Annotated in this window: 24 protein-coding genes; 23 read left to right on the top strand and 1 reads right to left on the bottom strand. The window is 58.5% G+C overall.

Annotated elements, in window-relative coordinates; all coding sequences use genetic code 11:
* Positions 1 to 133 precede the first annotated feature (133 nt).
* The 11 genes from KB449_RS13480 (at position 134) to KB449_RS13430 (ending at position 10,587) form a co-directional block, all read left to right on the top strand.
* Positions 134 to 700, top strand: a complete 567-nt coding sequence (locus KB449_RS13480) for a glycerol-3-phosphate responsive antiterminator (RefSeq protein ID WP_282908878.1) — start codon at positions 134 to 136, stop codon at positions 698 to 700.
* A gap of 11 nt (positions 701 to 711) precedes the next feature.
* Positions 712 to 2,205, top strand: a complete 1,494-nt coding sequence (gene glpK, locus KB449_RS13475; RefSeq protein WP_282908877.1) for a glycerol kinase GlpK — start codon at positions 712 to 714, stop codon at positions 2,203 to 2,205.
* A 120-nt stretch (positions 2,206 to 2,325) separates the two neighbouring features.
* A complete protein-coding gene (locus KB449_RS13470; RefSeq protein WP_282908876.1) occupies positions 2,326 to 3,984 on the top strand; it encodes a glycerol-3-phosphate dehydrogenase/oxidase in 1,659 nt (552 codons plus the stop codon).
* Positions 3,985 to 4,066: 82 nt separating this feature from the next.
* Positions 4,067 to 4,579 carry a metallophosphoesterase family protein gene (locus KB449_RS13465; RefSeq protein WP_282908875.1) on the top strand — a complete coding sequence of 171 codons (513 nt, stop codon included), beginning with the start codon at positions 4,067 to 4,069 and terminating at the stop codon, positions 4,577 to 4,579.
* 41 nt (positions 4,580 to 4,620) lie between these two features.
* A complete protein-coding gene (locus tag KB449_RS13460) occupies positions 4,621 to 6,090 on the top strand; it encodes a protein adenylyltransferase SelO (protein ID WP_282908874.1) in 1,470 nt (489 codons plus the stop codon).
* 145 nt (positions 6,091 to 6,235) lie between these two features.
* Positions 6,236 to 6,454, top strand: a complete 219-nt coding sequence (locus tag KB449_RS13455) for a hypothetical protein (protein WP_282908873.1) — start codon at positions 6,236 to 6,238, stop codon at positions 6,452 to 6,454.
* Between the two features lie 28 nt (positions 6,455 to 6,482).
* Complete coding sequence (locus KB449_RS13450; protein ID WP_282908872.1) at positions 6,483 to 7,235, top strand: hypothetical protein; 753 nt, start codon at positions 6,483 to 6,485, stop codon at positions 7,233 to 7,235.
* A complete protein-coding gene (locus tag KB449_RS13445; protein WP_282908871.1) occupies positions 7,232 to 8,428 on the top strand; it encodes a glutathionylspermidine synthase family protein in 1,197 nt (398 codons plus the stop codon). Before KB449_RS13450 ends, KB449_RS13445 begins: the two co-directional genes overlap by 4 nt.
* A gap of 4 nt (positions 8,429 to 8,432) precedes the next feature.
* Positions 8,433 to 9,113: a signal peptide protein gene (locus KB449_RS13440; RefSeq protein WP_282908870.1), complete on the top strand. Its 681-nt coding sequence runs from the start codon at positions 8,433 to 8,435 to the stop codon at positions 9,111 to 9,113.
* A complete protein-coding gene (locus KB449_RS13435) occupies positions 9,113 to 9,505 on the top strand; it encodes a DUF350 domain-containing protein (RefSeq protein ID WP_282908869.1) in 393 nt (130 codons plus the stop codon). The genes KB449_RS13440 and KB449_RS13435 overlap by 1 nt, the downstream gene beginning before the upstream one ends.
* Positions 9,506 to 9,543: 38 nt before the next feature.
* Positions 9,544 to 10,587: a potassium channel family protein gene (locus KB449_RS13430; protein WP_282908868.1), complete on the top strand. Its 1,044-nt coding sequence runs from the start codon at positions 9,544 to 9,546 to the stop codon at positions 10,585 to 10,587.
* Positions 10,588 to 10,660: 73 nt separating this feature from the next.
* On the opposite strand, the gene KB449_RS13425 is transcribed toward KB449_RS13430, so the two are convergent.
* Positions 10,661 to 11,362: an MBL fold metallo-hydrolase gene (locus tag KB449_RS13425; protein ID WP_282908867.1), complete on the bottom strand. Its 702-nt coding sequence runs from the start codon at positions 11,360 to 11,362 to the stop codon at positions 10,661 to 10,663.
* A gap of 320 nt (positions 11,363 to 11,682) precedes the next feature.
* Between KB449_RS13425 and KB449_RS13420 the strand changes: the two genes are divergently transcribed.
* The 12 genes from KB449_RS13420 to KB449_RS13365 all read left to right on the top strand — a co-directional run bounded on the left by KB449_RS13420 (position 11,683) and on the right by KB449_RS13365 (position 25,840).
* Complete coding sequence (locus KB449_RS13420; protein ID WP_282908866.1) at positions 11,683 to 15,282, top strand: OmpL47-type beta-barrel domain-containing protein; 3,600 nt, start codon at positions 11,683 to 11,685, stop codon at positions 15,280 to 15,282.
* A 224-nt stretch (positions 15,283 to 15,506) separates the two neighbouring features.
* Positions 15,507 to 16,544, top strand: coding sequence for a Gfo/Idh/MocA family protein (locus tag KB449_RS13415; protein WP_282908865.1), 1,038 nt, complete (start codon positions 15,507 to 15,509; stop codon positions 16,542 to 16,544).
* 145 nt (positions 16,545 to 16,689) lie between these two features.
* Positions 16,690 to 17,208 carry a DUF3231 family protein gene (locus KB449_RS13410; RefSeq protein ID WP_282908864.1) on the top strand — a complete coding sequence of 173 codons (519 nt, stop codon included), beginning with the start codon at positions 16,690 to 16,692 and terminating at the stop codon, positions 17,206 to 17,208.
* Between the two features lie 14 nt (positions 17,209 to 17,222).
* Positions 17,223 to 17,564: a DUF2512 family protein gene (locus tag KB449_RS13405; RefSeq protein ID WP_282908863.1), complete on the top strand. Its 342-nt coding sequence runs from the start codon at positions 17,223 to 17,225 to the stop codon at positions 17,562 to 17,564.
* Between the two features lie 279 nt (positions 17,565 to 17,843).
* Positions 17,844 to 18,341, top strand: coding sequence for a DinB family protein (locus tag KB449_RS13400; RefSeq protein WP_282908862.1), 498 nt, complete (start codon positions 17,844 to 17,846; stop codon positions 18,339 to 18,341).
* A 52-nt stretch (positions 18,342 to 18,393) separates the two neighbouring features.
* Positions 18,394 to 19,386, top strand: coding sequence for a helix-turn-helix transcriptional regulator (locus tag KB449_RS13395; protein WP_282908861.1), 993 nt, complete (start codon positions 18,394 to 18,396; stop codon positions 19,384 to 19,386).
* A gap of 2 nt (positions 19,387 to 19,388) precedes the next feature.
* Positions 19,389 to 19,691 carry a putative quinol monooxygenase gene (locus KB449_RS13390; RefSeq protein ID WP_282908860.1) on the top strand — a complete coding sequence of 101 codons (303 nt, stop codon included), beginning with the start codon at positions 19,389 to 19,391 and terminating at the stop codon, positions 19,689 to 19,691.
* 359 nt (positions 19,692 to 20,050) lie between these two features.
* Positions 20,051 to 21,379 carry an ABC transporter substrate-binding protein gene (locus KB449_RS13385; RefSeq protein WP_282908859.1) on the top strand — a complete coding sequence of 443 codons (1,329 nt, stop codon included), beginning with the start codon at positions 20,051 to 20,053 and terminating at the stop codon, positions 21,377 to 21,379.
* A gap of 106 nt (positions 21,380 to 21,485) precedes the next feature.
* A complete protein-coding gene (locus KB449_RS13380; RefSeq protein ID WP_282908858.1) occupies positions 21,486 to 22,373 on the top strand; it encodes a carbohydrate ABC transporter permease in 888 nt (295 codons plus the stop codon).
* Entirely contained in the window at positions 22,361 to 23,203 is an 843-nt protein-coding gene (locus tag KB449_RS13375; protein WP_350356223.1) for a carbohydrate ABC transporter permease, read from the top strand. Before KB449_RS13380 ends, KB449_RS13375 begins: the two co-directional genes overlap by 13 nt.
* Before the next feature lie 37 nt (positions 23,204 to 23,240).
* A complete protein-coding gene (locus KB449_RS13370; RefSeq protein WP_282908856.1) occupies positions 23,241 to 25,070 on the top strand; it encodes a cache domain-containing sensor histidine kinase in 1,830 nt (609 codons plus the stop codon).
* Positions 25,064 to 25,840 (top strand): response regulator transcription factor, encoded by a 777-nt coding sequence (locus tag KB449_RS13365; RefSeq protein ID WP_282908855.1) that lies wholly within the window; start codon positions 25,064 to 25,066, stop codon positions 25,838 to 25,840. The genes KB449_RS13370 and KB449_RS13365 overlap by 7 nt, the downstream gene beginning before the upstream one ends.
* Positions 25,841 to 25,846: the final 6 nt, after the last annotated feature.

The raw sequence follows: 25,846 nt of genomic DNA, 5'->3' as shown, positions 1-25,846 counted from the left end.
GATCCTGTAATATAATCGTGTCAAGTTCATATGCGCGGCGGAGAAAAGGAGAGCACGCGACTCAAGTCCCCCAGGGGACGAGTTCGCGATCTCCTTTTCTTTTTATATCTAGACCGAACGGAGGGGTACCCCCATGTCATTCAGCCGACAACGAATCCTCCCCGCGGCGCGCAAGGTCAAGGATCTGGAGAAGCTGATCAAGCTGCCGTACGAGTATATCGTGCTGCTCGACATGCATGTCGCGCAGCTGCAGCCGATCGTGCAGCTCGCGAAGTCGAACGGCAAGAAGCCGATCGTGCACGCGGACCTGATCGAAGGGCTAAAAAACGACGAGTACGCCGCCGAATTCATCTGTCAGATCGCAAGGCCCGCGGGCATCGTATCGACCCGGGCGAGCGTAATCGCGAAGACCAAGCAGAACAAGCTGCTGGCCATCCAGCGGTTGTTTCTGCTCGACACCAACGCGCTTGAGAAGAGCTACGCGATGTTCGAGCGGACGAAGCCGGACTATATCGAGGTGCTGCCCGGCGTCATCCCGCATATGATCGCGGAGGTGCATGAACGCACGGGCATCCCCGTCTTCGCCGGCGGGCTCATCCGCACGGCGAACGACGTCGAGCAAGCGCTTGCAGCAGGCGCATCCGCGGTCACGACGTCCAATTTGCAGCTATGGAAGCATTACGAAAACGAAATAGGGTAGGGGGAGCGTACATGGAAAACCGCTATATTTTAGCGCTTGATCAGGGGACGACGAGCTCCCGCGCGATCGTATTCGATAAAGGCGGTCGCGTCGTTGCCGTGGCGCAGCAGGAGATCAAGCAGTATTTTCCCAAACCCGGATGGGTCGAGCATGACGCCAACGAGATTTGGCTGTCCGTGCTCGGCGTTATCGCGCGCGTCCTGACCGAAGGGGATATCCGGCCGGAGCAGATCGAGGCGATCGGCATCACCAACCAGCGGGAGACGACGGTCGTGTGGGACCGGCATACGGGCCGGCCGATCCATCGCGCGATCGTGTGGCAGTCCCGGCAGACGAACGATATATGCGAGGCGCTGAGGCAAGAAGGGCTGGACGGCCAGTTCAGGGAAAGGACGGGTCTGCTGATCGATGCGTACTTTTCCGGAACGAAGGTGAGGTGGCTGCTCGATCATGTGGAGGGCGCACGGGAGGCGGCGGCCCGCGGCGACTTGCTGTTCGGCACGATCGATACGTGGCTCGTTTGGAAAATGAGCGGAGGCCGATCGCACGTAACCGATTACTCCAATGCCTCCCGCACTCTGCTCTTCAATATCCGTTCGCTCGAATGGGACGACGAGCTGCTGAAGATTCTCGAGGTGCCGCGTTCGATGCTGCCCGAGGTGCGGTCGTCCTCCGAAATATATGCGCACACGGTGGATCATCATTTTTTCGGCCGCAACATTCCGATCGCGGGGATCGCCGGCGACCAGCAGGCCGCTTTGTTCGGGCAAGCTTGCTTCGAGAAGGGCATGGTTAAAAATACTTACGGTACAGGCTGCTTTATGCTAATGAATACGGGTACGGAGGCGGTCGCGTCCAAGCACGGACTGCTGACCACGATCGCGTGGGGACTCGGGGGCAAAGTGGAATACGCGCTGGAAGGCAGCGTTTTCGTCGCGGGCTCGGCGCTTCAATGGCTGAGAGACGGACTTCGGATGCTCAAGAAGTCTGCAGACAGCGAGACGTATGCCGCGCGGGTGGATTCGTCAGATGGCGTCTACGTCGTGCCGGCGTTCGTCGGAATGGGAACCCCCTATTGGGACAGCGACGTGCGCGGCGCAATCTTCGGACTCACGCGGGGGACGACCAAGGAGCACTTTATCCGGGCGACGCTCGAGTCGCTCGCTTATCAGAGCAGGGACGTGCTGGACGCGATGATCGAGGATTCGGGACTTCCGCTGCGGCGGCTGCGGGTCGACGGCGGCGCCGTCGCCAACAATCTGCTCATGCAGTTCCAGAGCGATCTGCTCGGCGCTGAGGTCGAGCGTCCTTCCGTCGGCGAAACGACGGCGCTTGGGGCCGCTTATCTGGCGGGACTCGCGGTCGGCTTCTGGCAGAGCAAGCAGGACATCGCGGACAGCTGGCGACTCGACCGCTCGTTCACGCCGGTCATGCCTGACGAGCAGCGGCAGCGCTTGTACGCGGGCTGGCAGAAAGCGGTTCGGGCCGCCATGGCTTTCAAATAACGACAAGTTCATATCCGGTCGGAGATCAGGAGAAACCACGATATCGGCTGCGCCACCCTGGCGCGGTCTGCATCATCGTGGTTTTATTGCATTCGAATCGACAGAAAGAAGGGCATCGACATGACGAGCGCATTTGCCGGAATGAGCCGGTTAGCCAAGCTGAACGAGATGGAAAAGGAGATTTACGACGTGCTGGTCGTCGGCGGCGGGATTACGGGGGCCGGGATCGCGCTGGATGCGCAGCGAAGAGGGATGCGGACGGCGCTGATCGACATGCAGGACTTCGCGGCGGGAACCTCCAGCCGGTCGACGAAGCTGGTGCACGGCGGGCTGCGATATCTGAAGCAATTCGAGATTAAAATGGTCGCCGAGGTCGGCAAAGAACGGGCGATCGTCTACGAGAACGGCCCGCATGTTACGACGCCGGAGCGGATGCTTCTGCCCTTGTACAAGGGCGGTACGTTCGGCAAGCTGAGCACGTCGCTGGGACTGCGCCTCTACGATTTCCTCGCCGGCGTGAAGCGGGACGAACGGCGACGCATGCTTAGCGCGGAGGAGACGCTGGCGCTGGAGCCGCTGTTGAAAATGGAAGGCATGCGAGGCGGCGGTTCTTACGTAGAATACCGGACGGACGATGCGCGCCTGACGATCGAGGTGCTTAAAAAGGCGGCCGAATCCGGCGCCGACGCCGTCAATTATACGAAGGCCGAGCAGTTCCATTACGATGAAACGGGAAAAGTGACGGGCGTGCTGGCGTGCGACCTGATCGGAAGGGGGGAGTATCGGATCCGGGCGCGGCAGATCGTCAACGCCGCGGGGCCGTGGGTCGACACGCTGCGGGAGCTGGACCGGTCCAAGCGAGGCAAGACGCTGCGGCTCACCAAGGGCGTCCATCTCGTCTTCGACGGCGGCAGGTTTCCGCTTCGCCAGGCGGTGTACTTCGACACGCCGGACGGCCGCATGGTATTCGCGATTCCGCGCGACGGCAAGACGTACGTCGGCACGACGGATACCGATTATGCTGGCGATACGGCGCAGCCGAGGGCGACGCGGGAGGATCGGGACTACTTGCTGGACGCCTGCAACGGCATGTTCCCGGATCTTCGTCTTCGCGAGCGGGATGTGGAATCGAGCTGGGCGGGCCTCCGGCCGCTTATTTATGAAGAGGGCAAGTCGCCCTCGGAAGTGTCGCGGCGCGATGAAATCTTCTTGTCGCCGTCCGGCCTCCTCACGATCGCGGGCGGCAAGCTCACCGGCTACCGCAAAATGGCCGAAACGGTCGTCGATCGGCTGTCCGCCTCGTTGCTTGCCGCCGGCCGAGGTCCGTTCGGCCCTTGCTCGACAAGAGAGCTGCCGATATCGGGCGGCGACGTCGGCGGCTCCAGGCGTTATACCCAATTTGTGAAAAAAGCTGCGGCTGCCGGGGAGGCGGCAGGATTGTCGGCCGAGACGGCGCTCCAGCTGGCGAGCAGATACGGATCGAACGCTGCCGCTGTATTCGAGCGCATCGCCAGACGGAAGGGCAGCAACGCCGGCGAGGGACTTTCCGACGAAGTTTATGGCATGCTCGCGTACGCCATCGAGGCGGAGATGGCCGTTAAGCCCGCGGATTTTCTGATCAGGCGCACCGGCGCATTATTTTTCGATATCGATTGGGCGCAGCGGAACCTGGCGGCCGTCCTCGACTTTATGGCGGATACGCTCGAATACACCGACGCGCAGCGCGCCGAATACGAAGAAGAAATGAAACGAGAACTGGCCGCGGCGGCTGAATTTTAGAATTTCCAAAATACACTTCATGATTGGACGCGGCTAGGGTAAGATTAATTGAACCGAGTCTAGGCAAAGCGGGGAATCGCGCATGAAGATCGTGGTCTTATCGGATACGCATATGCCGAGAATGAGCAAGCGGCTGCCGGCGGCACTGCAGCGCGAGCTGACGGGCGCAGCGGCGATCATTCATGCCGGAGACTGGACCCGCCTGAGCGTATACGACGCATTGTCGGCGTATGCGCCGGTATATGGCGTCGTAGGGAATAACGACGGACCGGAGATCGCAGCCAAGTTCGGCATGCGCGTACAGCTGACGCTTGGCGGCTGCCGGATCGGCGTCGTGCACGGGCACGGAGCGGCGCTTCGGACGAAGACGGAGGCGCACGCGGTCGCGGCCTTTAAAGACGACCAGCTTGACGCAGTCGTTTATGGGCATTCCCATATTCCCGTGCTGCGGCGCGACGCAAAGAGCGGCATGCTGATCTTTAACCCGGGCTCGCCGACCGACAAGCGGAGGCAAGCTCAATTTTCATTCGGCATTCTGGAAGCCGACGACGGCCAACTGCGCGCGAGACATATATTTTATCCGGATAAAGGCTAGATTTTAAAATACGCACCCTTACGGTTGCGAAAGGAGACGTTATGACGAACCCTGACTCCACGACGGCGGCCGGCTGGCGCTTCGACAACAGCTACGCGCGTCTCCCAGCTTTTTTTTACTCGAAAATCCCGTTTAATCCGGTGGGCGCCCCAAAGCTCGCCGTGCTTAACGTCCGATTGGCCGAGTCGCTCGGTCTAAGCGAGGAAGCGCTGCGCAGCGAAGCCGGCTTGGCCGTCCTGGCCGGCAATGCGGCGCCTGAAGGCGCGGAGCCTTTGGCGCAAGCGTACGCCGGCCACCAGTTCGGTCACCTGACAATGTTGGGAGACGGCCGCGCGCTGCTGCTGGGCGAGCACCTCTCTCCGGATGGAAGGCGCCGGGACATTCAGCTTAAAGGCTCGGGACGCACGCCTTATTCGCGCGGCGGAGACGGCCGGGCGGCGCTAGGACCGATGCTGCGGGAGTACGCAATCAGCGAGGCGATGCACGGACTGGGCATTCCGACGACGCGCAGCCTGGCGGTCGTGGCCACGGGCGAGCCCGTATTTCGCGAGGACGAGCTGCCCGGCGCCATTCTGACCCGCGTCGCAGCCAGCCATATTCGGGTAGGGACATTCCAATACGCCGCAGGCGCCGGCGGCGCGGACCAAGTGCGAGTGCTTGCCGATTATACGATGCAAAGGCATGACCCGGAAATCGAGCACGGCGACTACCTGTCGTTCCTCAAGGCGGTCGTCGGCCGGCAGGCCGCTCTGATCGCGAAGTGGCAGTTGGTCGGCTTCGTTCATGGCGTGATGAATACCGACAACATGGCGATCGGCGGAGAGACGATCGATTACGGTCCCTGCGCGTTCCTCGACGCGTACGATCCCTCAACGGTGTTCAGCTCGATCGACGCGAACGGCCGCTACGCGTACAACCAGCAGCCTCGGATCGCCGCCTGGAATCTGGCGCGATTTGCCGAGACGCTGCTGCCGCTGCTCCACAAGGACGAGGAACGTGCGGTAGCTTTGGCGGAACGGGAGATATCCGCGTTTCCGCAGCTGTTCGAAGCCGAGTGGCTGGCCGGCATGCGCGCCAAGCTCGGACTTCCGGGAGAAGCGTCCGAGGACGAAGCCCTCGCCCAAGACCTGCTTGAACTGATGGAGACGCATCGGGCCGACTATACGAATACGTTCGCGAGTTTGGCCGTCGGCGCGACGGAGCAAGGGGCGCTGTTCGAATCGGATGCATTCGCGAGCTGGCACGGCAGATGGCGAGCCAGAATCGGCGATACGGACGATGCGGCCGCCGAAGCTCAGCGGCTCATGACACGCAGCAATCCGGCGGCGATCGCCCGCAACCACCGCGTGGAAGAGGCGCTCGAGGCGGCTGTCGAACGCGGCGATTACGGCGTCCTGAACCGGCTGGTCGAGGCGCTTCGAGATCCGTTCGCCTACGCGCCGGCGCAAGCTGAATTTGCCGAGCCGCCCCATCCGTCGTGCGGCAGATACAGAACCTTTTGCGGAACTTGACCGGACGACAGAATCTGCCAACATTCCAAGCTTGCCGTTAATATGGCGGGCTTGTTTTTTTTTCCAAAATACCAATTGACACTCGATTCTATCTTCGTTTACTGTAATTCAGTGCAAAGATTCCAAATTCGGAAGGGTGTAGGGATTGGACAACGGAATTTCCGTCTACCTGATGGAGAAAAACGAGGCCGGGGAACTCAAGCGGATCGACGAACGCACCTGGACTTTGAACATGGTCGCTGCGCTAGAGCACGTCAACTACATCACGGTCGGCGGCTTTGAATACGAAACGGTCGAAGGCAGGCTTAATCTGGATTCCGGCAAGCTGGAAATTCTTGTCGTCCGCACGGGCACCGAGCCCTGAAGCAGGACGGTAGCGGGAGGCACGCATCGTGACAAGACAAGATAAAACGGACGATTCGGCAAAGTTCAAGTTTTTCGGTAAAGACGGCGCACCGCTCAAGACGCTGTCCACCTCGCTCGGCATCGCGCTGCTCGCCAACGCCGCGCTGGGCTCCGCCTCCTTCGCGGCCGAAGCGAAGCCATCCGAGACGGCGGCGGTCGCGCAGCCCAAACTGGTCGAATGGTCGTCGGAGGCTGTCAAAGCCTTTTACGACCCGGCTGTCGACTGGAATCTGCCGCTTGCGGGCGATGGCGATGAATGCAAGGACGGCGAGGACGTCGTCCCTTGTCCGCCGGCCGCAGGAAGCGGGACGGGATCGGGTACAGGAACGGGCAGCTCGGGTCAAACCGTTATCGTCAACAACGGCTATCATTCCGGCTTTGGCTGGGACGATTTACTGCTTTACCATTTGATCTTCAATAACGGTTCCTCTTATTCGTCGTCCGGGTGGGCGAATTCCCACACGACCTATTACGCAGGAACGACCCGTCCTTACAAGGCCAAGTCGTACGACAGCGAGACGTTCCGCAGCAAGCCGGTCGTCGGCTCCGCGGTTCGTCCCAAGACGACCGACAAAAGCGGCTCGGTTACCCGCCGCTCGTCGTCTTCCAAGCCAGGCGGCATCGGCGGCAACTCCAGCGGGTTCAGCGGGTCGTCCTCGGGCAGTTCCAAGTCCAAAAGCGTATTCGGCTCTTCGGGCTCCGGCGGCAAATCGAGGTCTTCCGGCGGGTTCGGGGGATGAGCGACACCGTATTCGAGCTTCGAGGCATGCCGCATCCCGACAGGGGGGAGCGGGTCGCCAAGCTCGCAGAGCTCGGCTTTGCCTGGGCGGATCTGGAGGAAGAGGCCTATTGGCTGGATCAGATCCTGGTCCTGCCCAAGGCGCTGTACGCGGAGCTCGAAGCCGCTTCGGCAGCGCTTTGGCGCGTGCTCGACAAGACGGCCCGTTACGTATTCGGCAAGCGGGAGCTGTACGCGCTGCTCGGCATCCCGGAGATCTTGTGGGACACGCTCGACCTGCTGCCGGCGCCGCCCGAAGGGCTTATAAGCCGGTATGCGAGGTTCGACTTCGCCGTTTCGGCGGACGGAACGATCAAGCTGCTGGAACTGAACGCGGATACGCCGACGGGCTACGTCGAAGCCGCGATCGCGACGCCGTGGCTGTGTGCGGAGGCCGGCGTCGAATCGCCCAACGCGAACATGGCGGCTCTGGTTGCCGAAGCCTGGGCGGTTGAGCGCCCCGAAGCTGCGGCCTGCATGGATTACGGCAGCCACCTGGAGGACTCGGGCACGATCGAGGCGCTCGCGAAGCACGGAGGGCTGCCCGTCAGATTCGTCGATTGCCTGGACCTGTGGGTGGACGAAGGCGTGCTGAAGGACGGGGAGGGCAAGCCGATCGAAAGGCTGTTCGCGCTGTACCCCAAGGAATGGCTTGCCTACGACGAAGGCGGCGATGCCCTGCTTTATGCGATCGATACGGGCAATCTCGCGCTTTTTAATTCGCCGCACAGCATTGTCATGCAGTCCAAGGGCTTGCAAGCCGCCGCCTGGGGCTTATATGAGCTAGGATTGTTGTTCGACCAGGCCGATCGCGCCGCAATCGCGCGCTATATGCTTCCGACTTACGACAGACCCGTTCTCGACGCTGACTTCGTATCCAAGTCGATGTTCGGCAGAGAGGGCGGCTCGGTCAAGCTGTACGGCAAAAGCGGCGAGCTTGAAGCGGAAGACCGCGACGGGTTCGATACGAGCGAGATGTTTCCGATGGTCTATCAGCAGCGTGCGGAGCTCGCTCCCATTCGGACCGCGGCGGGCGATTTCCGTCTGCTCACCGGCATGTTCGTACTTAACGGCAAGCCTTGTGGTCTCCTCGGCAGAGCAGGCGGCCTCATTACCGGCAACACGAGTCATTTTATCCCGTTGGGAGTGAAGTAAGCGCATGTTGAAGCATTATTCAGTCGGCGAAGCGGCTTGGAAGGCATCTCCGCGGGCCGCGAAAATAAAAAACGCGCTGCGCCTTGCAGCGGCGATGCTGCTTGTTGCGTGCCTGCTCGGCGCATGTTCGAATGAAAAGTCGGTCTTTTCGAAGTCTGCGGGCCGGTCGGATTCCGAGGCGTCCGGGACCAGCGTTCCGTGGGACTACCGGATCGTGGCGGGTACGGTCGGGGACATCGTCGGCAGCGATATGACCGTGCTGCCCGACAACGCGCTGCTGCCCAACGACGGCAATTACGCCACCGGCGACAAAATCTGGACGCTGCAGTACATGAGCGCGAACATGACGGAGGGCGAAGGCGGGCGCAGCGAGGTTGGGCTGTCCGCCTGGACGCCGATCAAGTCTTATCCGGACGAGGCCAAGGCGAAGGCCGACATCGCGAACCTGAAAATATCGATTCAGACAAACGTGGAGCTTGTCGGCGTTTATTTGACCGAATACAAAGGACAACAGCGCCGCTTCGCTATCATTACGCTGCCGTCCGGCAACCGGATCAAGCAGCCAATCGACCAGGAGCGGTACGCCAAGCTTAAGGGGCTAAAGAAAGTACCCGTCCTCGTAGAGGAAGTCCACGATTACGGGCAATACGATCTGTCATACGCAAAATTCAGGGGGTGGGCTTGATGATCGTCGTCACCAATATCGTCGCCAGCGTTATCGTCATTATTGTTTTACAGTTGATCGGCATGCTTATATTCAGCTGGATGACGCCGTTCAAGGACATGGAGGAGCTCAAAAGAGGCAACGTAGCAGTGGGGCTGGCGTTCGGCGGAAAATTCATGGCGACGGCCGTCATTCTCGGCGTTGCCGCCTATACGAACACGTCGATCTGGCACATGATGCTCTGGTTCGCGGTCGGCTACGTCTGCTTGATCGCCGCTTATTGGATTTTCGAGCTCGCTACCCCGGGGCTGAAAATCTCGGAGCATCTGCAAAAGGGAAATGTAGCCATCGGCATTTTGCTTTGCGCCGTTTTTCTCGGCACGAGCTTCGCTGTCAGCAGTCTGATCGTATGAGGCCCTTTAAGCGGGTCAGAAGAGGATGACGAACGGGCATGCACTTTTTTCTTAGACTCCTGATTCGCACGATGCATTTTAAAAACGCGTCGATCGTCACGGCGGCGCTGGCGTTTATTTTGGTCAGCGCTACGTTGGCCTACGTTATCGAGCCGGATACCTACCAAAATTGGTTCAATGCTTTGTATTGGGTACTAACGACGATGTCTACGGTGGGCTACGGAGACTATTACGCCAAATCGGCTGCCGGCAAGCTGCTCACCATCTTTTTGTATATCTTCGGCATCGGCCTTCTCAGCATACTGATCGGCAAGGTCATCGATTCCGTCGCATCCATACAAAGGCAAAGGGAGGCCGGACAATTGAGCTATCCCGGCAAAGATCATTTTATCGTCGTCAATTGGAGCAAGAAGGCGCAATATGCGGTTGACGAAATTTTGGCCACGCTGCCGGATGCGGAAATCGTGCTCGTCGACGAGTCCGACCGTCATCCGCAGCAGCATCGCCGCAACGTGCACTTTATAAGCGGCGACCCTTCGGCGGAAGAGACGCTTGAACAAGCCAATCTGCGGTCGGCGCGCGCCGCGATCATTTTTGCCGACTCGCGCATCGACGAGGCGGCGCTCGCCGACGGCAAGTCTTTGCTGATCGCCTCCAGCATCGAACGGCTGGCGCCTGAAGTCCACACGACGGTCGAAATCGTGCAGGAGAAAAACATACAAAATTTCCGTTATATTAATGTTAACGAATTCGTGCTCTCCTATGACGCGATCTCGCGATTGGCCGTACGGGCGGCGCTGCAAGAGGGCAATGCGGAGATCTTCAGCCAACTGCTGAGCCGCGAGCACGGGGACGAGATCTACGAGGTTCCCGTCGAACGTACGTGGCACACTTACGGCGATGCTTTTCAAGCGTTGCTGTCCCGCGGTGCGACGCTGATCTCCGATCGGGGGGATCTTGGCGTGAATCGCAAGCTTGGCCTGCCGATTCCGCCGGAGGCAAGGCTTTATATTTTGGCGGATGAAGCGACTTATCGGGCTATTAAAGAAACCGCAAGCGATAAAGGACCGCTAAAAAAATGAAGCGCCGGAAATCCGGCCGAAAGGACCGTCAGGGCGATCGATCCCTGACGGTTTCTTCATGCTTTTAAGATCGTTAGATATGTGCGAGCTCTGCAAAGCGCGCGCCGGCATCCCCTTGGACCCATCCGCCGTGATAACAAATCACGCCCCGAATATCAAGCGGTGCCAGCTTCCCGAGCGATGCCAACGCAGTGTCCATATCCGGCGTTACGGGCGGATTGGGGCCGGCCAGTTCGCCCTCCCGGGCGACCGTCGCGTCGCCCGCGATAAGCGTCTTGGTGGCGGGATGATACAGACTGACGTGACCGGGCGTATGGCCGGGCGTATGGACGACGGTTAACCCGCCGCCGAAAGGGAGCGAATCGCCGTCCGCAAAATGGCGATCCACGTTCGGGCGAGCAGGGTGCAGGAAGGTTCGTTCGAACTGTGCCCGGACTTCCTCGGGCGCCTGCTGCAGGAAGCCTGCGAGCCGCTCGGGCGTCATCTTGATCATCGGTACGGTTCCGTTTATCGCGCCCGCGTCTTCCGAATGGGCAAATACGGTCGCGCCGCCGCCGGTCGCTTCAAGCAAGCCGGGCAAGCCACCGATATGATCCAGGTCCTGGTGCGTGAGCAGGATCGCCTTAAGCGGTCGATCTCCAATGCCTGCTTGCTTTGCTAGCTCGAGAATCGCAGGCGCCGATCCCGGCATGCCGGTGTCGACCAGGGTCCAGGAGTCCTCATCGATCAGGATCGTCGGATGGATCGTCATCGTGCCCAGCTTCAATTCCAGCATTTCGATTCCTTCGGCGATTCGCATGTTCGCGCCGGGCCGACTTCGTCCTGCGAATCGGACGGCGGCTTCCGGCTCCCTCCCTGATCGGTAGAATAAAAATCAATGAGTTCAATATAAAACCCGCGAGATTCAAAGTCAAAATTCGAAGATGATCAACAAAAGGCAACGACCGCAAAAAGGTCTTGTATCGTCAAGGCTCAATGCGACTCTAAAATTGAAAGCGGTTACCACAATCGATCCCGGAAAGAGAGCGAGCGCATGAGGGAGCGGCTAGCCGAAAAGCCAATCATATCGTGGCTAGGATGATAGGAGGGAATGTCATGTCAATCCGCAAAAAAACGCTGTCCGTCACGCTTGCGCTATCCCTGCTCGCAGCATCGTTGCTCCCCTCGGGCGGAGTTCCGATCGCCCAGGCTTCGGAAAATGTAGGAAATGTATTGTCGAACGGCGGATTTGAAACGGGGAACCGAAGCGGCTGGGGGGCCTATAGCGGGTCCAACGTAATCGTTGCCGTCCAGTCGGCGGACAAGCATAGCGGGAATTATGCATTGTCAGCCGAATTTACGGGCAATACGAGCCTTCAACAGTATCAGGATGCGGCTGCGGTGCCGGGCAAGACTTATTACTACGAAGCATGGGTAAAAATCGCCGGAATCTCGCCGGCAGGGCAGTCGAACGGTTTTTATCCGATGATTCAGATCAGCGCGTACAATGGAACGGCGTTCAAGGGCAATATGGCGATCCCGCCTCAGTTCAAAGCGGATCAAGACTGGACGAAGGTAAGCGGCTCGTTCGTATTCCCGTCGGATGCCGCTACCTTGAAGTTCAACTTCGGTCGGTACGGCACAAGCGGGACAATCGGCGGCAAGATGCTCGTCGACGATTTGTTCGTGGCCCGCAAGCCCGACTCGCTGCAGCTGTCTGCGAACGCGCCGGGGTATGCGTCCGGATCGCCGCTCGATCTGGCATCGGCGCTCTCGCTCGTCGGCGATTATGGCGGCAGCGCGATTGCGGTGCCGCCTTCGGAAGCGATCGTGTGGGAGGTGGCCGGGGGCAACGCGGTCATCGAGAACCGTGCGCTTATCTTTAAGGGCGGACCGGTCGGCGGGGATGTGTCGGTGAAGGCCTCGTACGCCGGCGCTTCGGCGACAGCCACGGTCCATTTTAATGCGGATACGCAGGCGCCGTCCTGGAACGGGAATGCGAAGCTCACCGCCAGGATGAGCCGGGACGCGGCAGATTTATCTTGGTCTGCGGCGACCGACGATACAGGCGTCGTTCGTTATCATATTTATCTAGATCAAGCTGAGATCGCTTCGGTGACGGGCACGGTCTACCAGATTGCGGATCTTGCGTCCGACACGAATTATCGCTTCGAGATCGAGGCCGAGGACGGCGCCGGCAACCGCTCCGTCAAGCTCGCCGCAGACGCGGCGACAAGATCCGCTGCTGAGCCGTTCTGGACGGACGGGGAGTTGACGGCTTCCGACATCCAGTACGCTTCCGTGAAGCTGCATTGGAACGGCGCTATCGACGATGTCGGCGTCGTCGGCTACAAGATTTTCCGTGACGGCACGGAGATCGCGACGGTGCCTGCCACTGAAGAATATACGGTGTCGGGACTGCTGCAGCATACGAAGTACACGTTTCGCGTAGAGGCGGTCGACGCGGACGGACATTGGTCCGTCGGCGGACCCGAGCTGGCGGTCGAGACGACTTATCGCACGAGCGCGCCGGCCGCCGTGGATGTGAAGGAATCCGAAGTCCTGCGTCCGGCGGACAAGGAGATCCTCGGCTACAACAACGATTGGAACGAGAGCCAGCGCGTCATCATGCAGCCTATGCCGAGTCTGGCTTTCAACGATCAATACTTGCCGCTCATGCAAGACGTCGAGCTTCCGCTTAGCCGGATGGCCGGCACCGATTCGCAGGCTTTCATGTGGAAAAAGACGCTTGGCCCCTATGCCGGCCGCACGGGGTTTCCGAACCAATGGTACCCGGTCGTGCCGATGAACATGGGCATCGTCGAATGGTTGAAATCCGTGCTTGCGGTCACGCCGGACAGCGAGATCACATGGACCCTGAATATGAGACAGGCCGACTACGCGTCGGATGCGGCTGATCTGGCCGAATTTCTGACGAGCCCGGGAGACGGCAGCGTGAATCCGAACGGAGGCACGGATTGGGGCGCGTTGCGGCGCCAATACGGCATTCAGGATCCGGTCCGAGTCATCTTCGAGCTGGGCAACGAGCTGGATCAGAGCAAGAGCTTCCCCGCGCCCGTCTATATTCAAATGAGTAAGGAGATTATTGCGGCCATCCGCGCGGTCGACCCTGACGCGAAGTTTGCCGCCGGAGCGAAGACCGGTCCGTGGAGCAGCGATATCGCGGGCGGAGGGACGAACGACGGCACGCCGACGGGCACTTGGCGCGACTGGCACAAGGCGGTGCTTGCAGGCATCGGCAACGATATCGACTATCTCGTGCTGCATCCTTATTATTTCGGAGAAACGCCTGCTTACGTCGAGCAGTTCATGGATTCGATCACCGGCGACATCCGCGATTGGGAGAACGGAGGCGGCAGAACCGATCCTTCTCATCACATCCGCCTATATTTATCCGAACACGGCATCTGGCCGCTGCGCGGCGAGCCTTTCGACCAGATCAACAAATACAGCTACCGGACGCACGATCTGGAAGGCACGCTTGGGACAGCCGAGTTCATCAACCGTATTTTCAACCGTCCCGACGTCGCTATGGCCGCGCTTCACGCCTTCTCGTCGGGACCGTGGTTCGCCTTTGACAAAGGCACGAACGGTCTCTTCCGGACCGGAATCGCCGAGATGATGATTGTCATGAACCAGGCGCTCGGCAAAGACGTCGTCCGTTCCACGGTCACCGGAGACTATACGGACAAGACGAAGGGCGACGCATCGTTCACGGTCAACGCCATGTCTACCGACACCGGCGGACTTAATATCGTGATGGTCAATCGCGAAGACAAGATGCGGCGCGATGTCGGCTTCACGTTCGAACACGGTTACCGGCTCGTCAAAAAGACGGTGCTGACCGGGCCCGATATGCTGTCGGACAACTTAAACGGCAGTCATCCGATTACGGTTCAGACTGCAGCGGTAGACGGCGCGGAGCCGCTCGCGTCCTATGTCGTGCCGGATAAGAGCATCGTCGTTCTCTACCTGGAGCGCATCGACGACATCGCGCCGGTTACGACAAGCGACGCGTCTGACAGCTGGGCAAAAGGACCGGTGAACGTAACGTTGACTGCATCGGACGAGGGAAGCGGCGTAGAAGCGACGCACTATAAGCTCGACGGCGGGGCGGTTCAGTCCGGCAATAAGGTAGCCGTCGATACGGAAGGCAAGCACGCGCTCGCGTTCTGGAGCGTCGACCGGGCTGGCAATGCCGAGTCGCAGCACCAGGTTGTCGTTCGTATCGACCTGACGGCGCCGACGATCGTCTGGAGCGGCAGCGCTGGCACTTACACGGTAGATCAGCGTGTCGAATTGGCTTGCAAGGCTAATGACGCATTGTCCGGCATCGCTGCGCAAAGCTGCAAAAACGTCGATGCAGACGCGTATAATATCGGCGTCGGCAGCCATACGGTTTCGGCGACGGCGATAGATACCGCCGGCAACGCGGGCACGGGCTCCATTAGCTTTACGATCAAGGTCGATTACGCCAGCCTTGGCCGACTTACGACGCGGTTTTCTTCGAAACCGGCCATCGCCAAGCTGCTCGCGCTCGAATTGGCGCTTGCCGAAAAAGCGGACAAAGCCGGATTGCTTCAAGTGAAAGCGCTGAAGATCGCTGCTTACATGTTGGGCGTGAAGGCGGAGAGCGGCAAGGCATTTACCAAGACGGAAGTAGACCTGCTGGTACTGCTCGCCAAAAAGCTTTGATTCCAACGTTTCCTAGTTCGCCGAACTGAAAAAGCACCGCAAAGCTCGCAGCGCCCTGCGCTGCGCTTTGCGGTTTTCTTCTGTTTTCCAGTAACGCACAAATGATAGAATACCGTATAAATTGAACGGAATTTGCAATCGAAACGAAAGCCTTTTCAGTCTAAAATATAAAAAGATACGGCAAGCTTGCACCCATCACATTCGATATAAAAAGGGGTTAATAAATGATGTTGAAAGTTGGCGTTATCGGTACGGGCGGCATTTTCAAGTTCGCGCATTTGCCGGGCTGGTTATCTCACAAAGAAGTGGAACTGGTCGCTTTTTGCGACGCCTTTCGCGCTTCCGCGGAATCGGCGGCTCTTGCATTTCCCGGCGCGAAGGTGTACGAAGATTACCGCGAGCTGATTGCGGATCCGTCCATCGACATCGTCGGCATCAGCACGCCGAACCTGTACCACTCCGAGATCGCGATCGCGGCGCTGCGCAAGGGCAAGCATGTATTCTGCGAGAAGCCGGATGCCGTAAGCGCGGAGGAAGCGCAAAAAATGGCGGATGCCGCCCGCGAGTCGGGCAGACTGCTCATGACGATGCGCAACAACCGCTTCAGCGAAGAAGCGAAGTTCATCAAAAAGCTGATTGCGCAAGGCAAACTCGGCGAGATGTACATGGGCCGCTGCGGGTGGATCCGCCGAAGGGGCATTCCGGGACGCGGCGGTTGGTTCACGACGAAGGGGCTCTCGGGCGGCGGTCCGCTCATCGATCTGGGCGTCCATATGATCGACATGGCGATGTGGACTGCAGGCAATCCGAAGCCGGTCACCGTATCGGGATCGACCTACCGCAAGTTCGCGGACCGTCCGGATGCGTCCGGCAACATTCCCGAAGGAACGTTCGACGTCGAAGATCTGGCTGCCGGCTTTATCCGCTTCGACAGCGGCGCCTCGCTCCAGATTGAGTTCAGCTGGGCGTCGAATATCGAAGAAGAGCAGAAGTTTCTGGAGTGGCGCGGCACGGAAGGCGGCTTTAGTCTGATCAACGACAAGCTGAAGCTTTATACAGAAAAGGAAGGCGTGCTGATCGACGAGCAGCCGAGGTTCCCCGAAGCTGTCGTCCCGCAGCATACCGCCAATATCCGTCACTTCGTGGAATGCGTGCTCGGACACGAGTCGCCGATTTTTTTGCCGGAGCATGGCGTCGACATGATCAAGATTTTGTCCGCCATTTATGAATCCGCCGAGCGCGGACGCGAGGTTCAGCTTTAAAACGTATCTTCTCGCGAAATCGATCGGCAATCCCCGTTTTCGCCTGCCGGCGAGAAACGGGGATTTTTGCTTGAGCATGTCCGGCTCGAATCGGGGCAAATTAATCGAGGTCCGACCAATCATCTGCCGGGAGTGAAGCGACGAAATGGGTATCTTAAGCGGCAATCCGAAAGACGAACCTTTGCATTACGGCGAAATATTCGACATCTGGCAAGCATCCGTTGCGGCCAAAGGCTGCATCTCCGGCTACCGGGCGCTGAAGCAGCACGCGGGAGACCAGGACCTTAAGAAGGTTCTCGATCAATGCATCGATCAAGCGGAGCTTGAAGCGAGCGAATGCGACAAGCTGCTGAAGAGCAACGGGATCGTGCCGCCGCCTGAGCTGCCGCAGCGTCCGGAAGCGAAGCTGGAGGAAATTCCGCCGGGCGCCCGCTTCTCCGATATGGAGATCGCGGCGACGATTTCTGCCGACACGGCGATCGGCCTGGTAGCCTGCAGCCAGACGATGGGCAAATCGATTCGCGAGGACCTTGCGGTGCTGTTCGGCAAATACCATGTGACAAAAGCCGCGATCGGATTGCGCATGCTTCGCTTAAGCAAAGAAAAAGGATGGCTCGTGCCGCCGCCGCTGCAAATCCAGCGTCCGGAAGCGGTCCACGCCTAGAAGGAGGCAGACCGATGAAATTCATGCTGAAGTGGCTTGTGAACGGCACGGTCGTGACGACCTTGCTCATGTATTACTCGAACGCATCGTTCCTTGGCGCAGCGACGACCGCCACCATCCTTACGATCATTGCCTATATTGTCGGGGATCAGATCATTCTCCGCTCCACCAACAATACGATTGCGACGATATCCGACGGTATTTTGGCTTATCTGGTGCTGTGGATTGCGGCCTCCGCGATGAAATGGACGATCAGCCCCGGAGAGATTTTGATCGTAGCGATCATAACGGGCGTAGCCGAATTTTTCATTCATCGTTACGTGTTCCAAACCAGGCTTTCGTATCAACGCGCTTAATCCGATGCCACTGTTCGCGAGGTGTCGACGATGAAGTGTCCGGAATCAGCGATGTTGAAGACGAACTGGTCTGGGAGCCCAAGTGGACGCCGGCCAGCATGAACGATCGCGCGCACGAGGAGATCCGGGCGCATCATATGTCCTGACCGTATCGACGATAAAAACCGCGCCTCGGCGCGGTTTTTGATTTGCCCATTATTTTAAAATCACTGACCGTTTCTGTCAGTGTCGGCGGCGTATACTCATCATCGTAAAAGTAAATACGATGGAGGCAAGGATATGTTCAATTCGATCGAAAACTTCGTAGAAGAGTGGGAACGCGAAGCTAAAATGACGGCCGGTTTGCTGGACACGCTGACGGATGAATCGCTTGCGCGGAGGATCGTCGAAGACCGGCGTACTTTGGGTGATTTGGCATGGCATTTGATCGCGTCGATACAGTTCATGAACGCGCTCGGCCTGTCATTTGAAGGCGCCGGCGAGGGGGACGGCACGAATCGTGCGGCCTTTGCGCTCGCGCAGGGTTACCGGTCGATCAGCGACCGCTTTATTGACGCGATCCAAATGCAGTGGAGCGATGCCAATCTGTCGGACCGGGTAGAGATCGCGGGCGAGGCATGGTCAAACGGCGATTCGCTCCGTTTCGCGCTCATGCATCAGGCGCACCACCGCGGACAGATGACCGTCTTGATGAGACAGGCCGGACTTCGGCCGCCGGGCTTGTACGGGCCGGCCTACGAGACTTGGGTCGAGCAGGGAATGGCGCCGCGCGCTTGATTGACTTACAATGGTACGGTAAGGTCAATGACGATCGGAAGCGGGTAGGAGCATGACCAAGGCGGACAACATGCTGTCGATATTGTGGATGCTTCGATCCGGCAGACGCAAGACCGCGAAGCAGTTGGCTGAAGCGCTCGACATTCACGTGAGGACGGTCTACCGGTGCATCGATTCGCTGTGCGCCAGCGGCGTACCGATTATCGCAGAGTCAGGGCCGCACGGCGGATATACGATTCTGAGCCGATTCGCGGATTCTCCCCTCGTGTTCGACGCCGAGGAACAGAAGGGATTGGTCCATGCCGCTATTTTCGCCAAAGAAGCGGGTTATCCGCATTCGGATGCGCTCGAGAGAGCGACGGACAAGCTCAAGCGATACGCAAACGACGATCAGCTGACGGCGCTCGAGCGACACGCCCCGGGACTCTCGGTCATCGGCCTGCCGATCGGCGGCGCTTATCGGGCGTATTTGCAAAGCTTGGAGGAGGCGGCAGGCCAAGGCCGTAGGTTAGAGATGGATTATGATAAAGGCCGTGGCGAGCCTTCGCCTTCTCGCCTGTTCGATCCGTACGGCATCGTCTATTGGAAAGGCCAATGGTACGCGGTCGGACATTGCGGATTCAGGGGGGAAGTCAGAAGCTTCCGGGTTGACCGCATACGGGGACTGCGTCAGACAGAGGGCCGTTTCGATCGGCCCGCCTCCTTTTCCGCGAAAGATTACTTGCTCGGTCAGCTGCTTCGCGATTCGGCGGATCAAGCGGACTGGGAGACGGTGCGGATCCATAGCCAGGAGCAGGTACTTGACGAATTGTGCCGGCATTGGCTGTTCGGACATGCCCTGATCGAGCGTCAGCCCGAATCGGCCACGTTTAAAATGGAACGATCGACGCTGTCGACCTACGTTCCTTATTTCCTGATGCCATACGGTACGGCCTTGCGCATCGAATCGGCATTGCTGGTCCGGCGGATGCGGGAAGCCGGCGCGCGGCTGCTCGCGCATTACGAAAATATGATGACTTTAGGCGATGAAGGAGAGGGAAACTAGCGATGAACAAGTTCGCGATGTTCGGTAAACTGACGGCCTTGCCCGGGAAGCGGGGAGAGCTCGCCGACATGATGCTGGCTTCCGGCGATACGTTAAGCGGCATGGACGGGTGCATTTATTATATCGTGCACGAAGCCGAGGAAGAGCCCGACGTGTTGTGGATTACCGAGCTGTGGGAGAGCCGGGAAGCGCATGCCGCCAGCCTTCAGAACGAGCAGGTGCGCGAGCTGATCGGCCGCTGCATGCCGCTGATCGCAGAGGCGGGCGGGATCAAGGTCAAGCCGATTGGCGGAAAAGGATTGTAAAATTTGAAAATATCGCATCCTTCCGGGGCATCCTTAACGGAAAGGAGCGGGCCACAACCTTGGGCGGCGTCGAGCTGCTCAAGGTTTTTTCAATGATTGCGCAGAAGGGCGGGGCGAACGTCGTGTGAGTTGCAGTAGATATCATGTCACATATTGTTACACAAGTGAATCAAAGGCATAAGTATGCGCTTTCCACCAATTAATGTAAGCGAACACAACTTGTACTCGAAGCATCGAATCGAGCCAATAAACAAAAATAAGCTAATAAAAACAATTTACAACCATTTGAATGTAATCTAAATTTACATACTATTGGATTAGGCCACAACAACAAGCAGAAGCGGGGAGAGATACGAGAGATGAAAAAGAATGTAGCGGCAACAATGGCAATGGCACTGGGCGTCGGCCTGCTCGCGGGCTGCGGCAGCGCGAATAACGACGATGCGAACGCATCGTCATCCGCACCTGCGGCTAGCGCATCCGGTTCGGCAGCGGCAAGCCCTTCCGGTTCCGCGGCGAGCGGAGGAGCGGCCGAGGGCAACCTCACGGGCACGATTACCTGGGCGACGCACCGCACCGAGCTGGTCGATACCGATCTGAAGAAGTATGTCGACGCATTCGAAGCGAAGTACCCGGGTACGGAGGTCAAGATCGAAGGCCTCAAGGATTACGAGCAGACGATCCGCGTGCGCATGGCGGCGAACGAGTTGCCGGACGTCCTGTCGCTCGTTGAGACGACGAAAGCGGACCTGCCTAAGTTTTACGAGCCGCTCGACGATCTCGGCCTCACCGACAATATTTATTTCAAAGACTACAACTCTTATGAAGGCAAGCTTTATGGCATTACGCAGCAAGTGGCGATTAACGGTCTCCTCTACAACAAGCAAGCTTTTGAAAAAGCGGGTATTACCGCGCCGCCGAAGACGCTGGACGAGCTGTACGCGGACGCCGACAAGCTTAAGGCAGCGGGCATCGTCCCGATGGCGACGGCATTCAAGGATGCCTGGACGCTGCAGTATTGGACGGATCCGGCGGAGTTCATCTACGGCAGCACGAATTTGCGCAACGACAAGATCAACTCGGATACGCCGTTCACGACAGACGGACCTTACGGTCAAGGTCTCGGCATCCTGAAGAACCTTTACGATAAGGGCGAGCTGGAGAAGGACGTATATTCCGCAACGTGGGACCAGACGCAAAAGGATCTGGCTTCGGGCAAGGCAGCCATGATGTACATCGGCAACTGGGCAATCTCTAACCTGATCAACAACGGCCTGCCGCTCGAACAAATCGGCTTCGCGCCGCTGCCGTACGACAACAGCGGCACGGTCAAAGGCATGATGCGCAACGACTGGGCGTACGCCGTAAGCTCGACGAGCAAAAACAAGCCGCTGGCCAAGGCGTTCATCAAGTTCATGATCGAGGAATCCGGCGACTATGCGGACCACATGATCATCTCGCCGCTTAAGGATCAGCCGCAAGACCTGGCTCCGATCGCGGATTTCATGGCGAACAAGCCGGAAATGCTCGAAGCGCAATCGGTGAGCGAGCAAGTGACCGCCGTCGAGAACAAGATGCAGTTCGATCCGTTCAAGTTCATCCAGGAAGTGACGGTCGGCAAAATGCAGGACGTGTTCGACAGCTATAACAAGAAATGGAAAGCAGCGAAAGCCGCCGTCGCGAAGTAATCCAAGCGACAGGTTCCGCCGCTCGATCCGACCGACAAAACGGATGGCCGGTCCGCGCCGTCCGTTTTGTCGTCTCTCGGGCACGGATGACAAGGAGTTGAATCAGATGACCGATAGCTTGTCCTATGCCAAACAGAAAAGAATGCTGATCATCCTGTTCTTGCTGGTGCCGATCGCCTTGCTGGCGATGTTCGCCCTGTATCCGGCGCTCTATCTGGTCTACCTCAGTTTTATGAGCTGGGACGGCTTCAGTCCCGAGAAAACATGGGCCGGCGTCGGCAATTATAAAGAAGTATTCGAAAACAAGGAAATCTGGGCGGCCTTCCTCCACAATCTCGTCTACCTCGGATGGGGTCTTTTCCAAAACGCGCTCGGCTTGTTCTTCGCGCTGCTGCTCAATTCGCAGCTCAAAGGCCGCAACGCTTACCGGGTCATGCTCTTTATGCCTTATATCATGAACGGCGTCGCGGTCGCTTACATGTTCAACTACGTCTTTAATTCGGAGTACGGCTCGTTTAATACGCTGCTGCGCAGCGTCGGGCTCGACTCGCTCGCCATCAGCTGGTTCGGTTCGCCGCATGCCGTCAACCACGTGCTCGGCTTCATCACACTGTGGAAGTTCATGGGCCTTAACATGGTCATTTATCTGGCAGCCCTTCAGTCCGTTCCGTCTGAAATCATCGAGGCCGCGCGCATGGACGGCGCGTCCCGCCTGCAGACGTCGCTGCGCGTCGTCCTGCCGAATATTACGAAGGTCATCGAGCTGAACCTGTTCCTGACGATTATCGGTACGCTCGAGATTTTCGACCTGCCGTTTATTCTGACGGGCGGCGGACCGCTCGGCGCCAGCGAGACCTTCCTGACCAAGACGATCGATACGGCGTTCAAGTTCAACAACTTCGGCATGGCCTCCGCGATGAGCGTCACCTTGATCGTCGCCGTCATCGTCGTGCTCAGCATCCAGCGTTTTGCGACGAGGAGGTGGTCGGATTGACCGGGGCGAAGTTTAGTCCGTTTTCCGTCGTTAAGCACGCGATCCTGTGGATTGCGGTCGCCATGATCCTTTTCCCGCCGTCGATTCTGGTGCTGAATGCCTTCAAAAGCAAAACCGAGTTTTCGCAGACAAGCGTGTTCAAGCTGCCTGCGAGCTTCCTGAACTTCGACAACTTCGGCACGGTCATGACAAGAGCGCATCTGGACCGCGCGTACCTGAACACGCTGACGATTATCGTCGTGGCGGTCATCGGCAACGTGCTGCTTGGGACTATGGTGGCTTATATTCTCGGCCGCTTCGACTTCAAGCTGAAAAAGACCGTCATGGGCGCTTATATCGCCGTATCGTTTGTGCCGACGATCACGACGCAGGTGGCGACGTTCACCGTCGTCCACAACCTGCATCTGTACAACACGATCTGGGCTTCGATCGTGCTGCACTTGGGCACGAGCGTCCTGCAGCTCTTCATTTATTTGCAGTTCCTGCACAACATTCCGCGGGAGCTGGACGAGGCGGCGATGATGGAGGGGGCTTCCCTGTTCCGCATTTACCGCACGATCATTTTTCCGCTGCTGACGCCCGCGACGGCGACGATCGTCATCATCAAGACGATCGACATCTACAACGACATGTTCATCCCTTATTTGTACATGCCCGCGCAGAAGCTCGCCGTCGTCTCGACGAGCCTGATGAACTTCTCCTCGGAGCGAAGCACGGAGTGGGAGCTCATGTCAGCGGCGATCCTGATGATCATGGTGCCGATCGTCGTCATCTACTTGTTCTTCCAACGGTACGTGTTTGCCGGGATCGTAAACGGTGCAGTAAAATAGCTGTACTTGCATAGGCGGACACGGAGGGGTACGACGGATGAGAGGAAGCATAAAGGGAGCGGCCGGTAAAATAGGAGAGCGATTGTGGCTCGCGTTCGCCAATCTGAACATGCAGCAGAAGCTGCTGATCGTTTTCCTGACGCTGGTCTGTCTCCCGCTGGTGATGATCAGCTACGCTTCCTCTTATTATTATACGCGGTCGATCAAAGCTAACACGTCCGCTTACGGCACCGAGATGACCTCCAAGATGCTGCTGAAGCTGGACGACTATGTGACCGACCTTTACAACATGTCCGCCATGCCGCTCTATAACAAGGATTTCTTGAACTGGCTGGCCGATCCGGAAACCTCGCTCGGCAAAACGCTTGGCATGGATCTGTATATTACGAATTTGAACAAGATCAAGCCGGACACCGTGTCGGTCTATGTGTTCGACAACTACGGGACGGTCACGCTGAACGTCAAGACCGGCGGCAAACGCAACAACCTGAACCAGGTCAAATCCGAATGGGCGAGAATCGCCGCCGAGGGCGACGGCAAACCGATGCTCGTCAGCACCCAGGAAGTGACGACGGGCAAGGAAGCCTACTACGCGTTTTCCGTCATCCGCGAGCTGAAGCAGACCAAGGATTTGAGCCCGATCGGGTTTATCGTGTTCGATACGAATATTTCGGCGATCAAGCGGCAGATCCAGGATTTCGATCAGGTGACCAAAGGCAAGACCCTGCTCGTCGACGACCGCGACCGCGTCGTGTTCGACAGCGAAGGCCAGCTTACGACTCACGATCTGTCCGCCGACCCGTCCATTCGGAAAGCGACCGGGAACGAAGGGGCTTTTCCGTATGAGATCGACGGCAAAAAGTATATTACGACGTACGCCAAGTCGTCGCTCACCGGATGGAAAATGTTCGTCTATATCCCGATGGCGGAGGCGACGCGGCAGGCGACGGTCACTCGCAACGTCACGCTGCTCACGTCGGCCGTCTTCGTCACGCTGGCGCTGCTGATCGCCATCGCGATCTCGTACGCGCTGACGCGGCCGCTCAGCAAGATCAAGCTGCTGATGCAGGAGGTTCAGACGGGCAACCTGGACGTGAGCTTTAATCAAAAATATCGCGACGAGGTCGGATTGCTTGGACGTCACTTCAACATTATGGTGACCCGTATTCGCGATCTGCTCGAGGAAGTGAAGGAGACGCAGACGCGCAAGAAGGAAGCCGAATATGCCGCCTTGCAGAGCCAGATCAATCCGCACTTCATCTACAACACGCTCGAGACGATCCGCATGAAGGCCGAGCTGAACGACGACGAGGAAGTGGCCGACATGACGTTCACGCTCGGCAAGCTGCTCCGGTACGGCGTCAATCACGGCGAGCAGCGGGTCGCAATCGCGGACGAGCTCGAGCATTTGTACAATTACGTTGCCTTGCAGAACATGCGGTTCTCGAACAAGTATACGCTGATCGTCGATATTCCCGAACGGGACCTCACGCTTCCGTCGATCAAGCTGATGCTGCAGCCGGTCGTGGAAAACGCCATTCACCATGCCTTCAAGCAGCGGACGGGACCGGGCACGATCCGGATTGGCGTCAGGCACGAAGGGGAGCTGTGCATCATTGCCGTGACCGACGACGGCAGCGGGATGAGCGAGACCCAGCTCAAGGAAATTCGGGACCACGTATACGGGCAGCGTCCGCTTGCGGTTGCCGGGAGAGGGATCGGACTGCGCAACGTGCATGAGCGGATCAAAATGCAATTCGGGGAAAGCTACGGGCTTCGCATCGACAGCCGGCCCGGCGAAGGGACGACGGTGGAGCTCGCCATTCCGGGCCGTCAGGACGAAGAGGAGGCGGATGAACGATGCTGAAGGTGATGATTGTCGACGACGAGGAGCATATCCGACTCGGCATCGCGAAAATTTTGTCCAGGTACCCGGGCGGACTCGAGATCGCCGGACAGTATGCCAACGGGCTGGAGGCGATGCTTCGCCTGTCGGATATGGAGCCGGACGACCTGGACGTCATCATTACCGATATCGAGATGCCGATGCTGGACGGCCTGCGCTTTATCGAGCAGGCGAAGGCGAAGCTGCCCGACGTGTCGATCGTCATGCTGAGCGGCTACAACGACTTCGAATATGCCCGCAAGGCGATGCGGGCGGGGGCGGCCGACTACTTGCTCAAGCCGATGGACAAGGTCGAGGTGTTCAAGCTGCTCGACCGTTTCGCGGCACAGAAGCGCGAGCGCCGGGGCATCGTCGACGATGCTCCGACGCAGCGTGGCTCGGGCGCCGCTCCGCCGGCCGAGAGCGTCTCGACGGCCGATCGCATCTGCCGGCTGATCGAACAAGAATACAACAAGGAGATCGATCTGTCATACATTGCTGACAAGGTCGGCTTCAATGCGAGCTATATCAGCAAGCTGTTCAGCCGCGAGCGGGGAGAGACGATCACGGACTATTTGAACCGGGTGCGCATCGACAAGGCGAAGCAGTTTTTGCGCGACCATCCGAGCCTTAAAGTTTACGAGATCGCCCACATCGTCGGCTACGGCGACAAAATTTATTTTCAGAAGCTATTTAAAAGAATGGTCGGCGTAACGCCCAACGAATATCGGGGCGGAGGGGCCGACGGCTAGGAGCGA

The sequence above is a fragment of the Cohnella hashimotonis genome, from assembly GCF_030014955.1.
GTDB lineage: Bacteria > Bacillota > Bacilli > Paenibacillales > Paenibacillaceae > Cohnella > Cohnella hashimotonis.
This window is presented reverse-complemented; position numbering and strand designations above follow the sequence as displayed.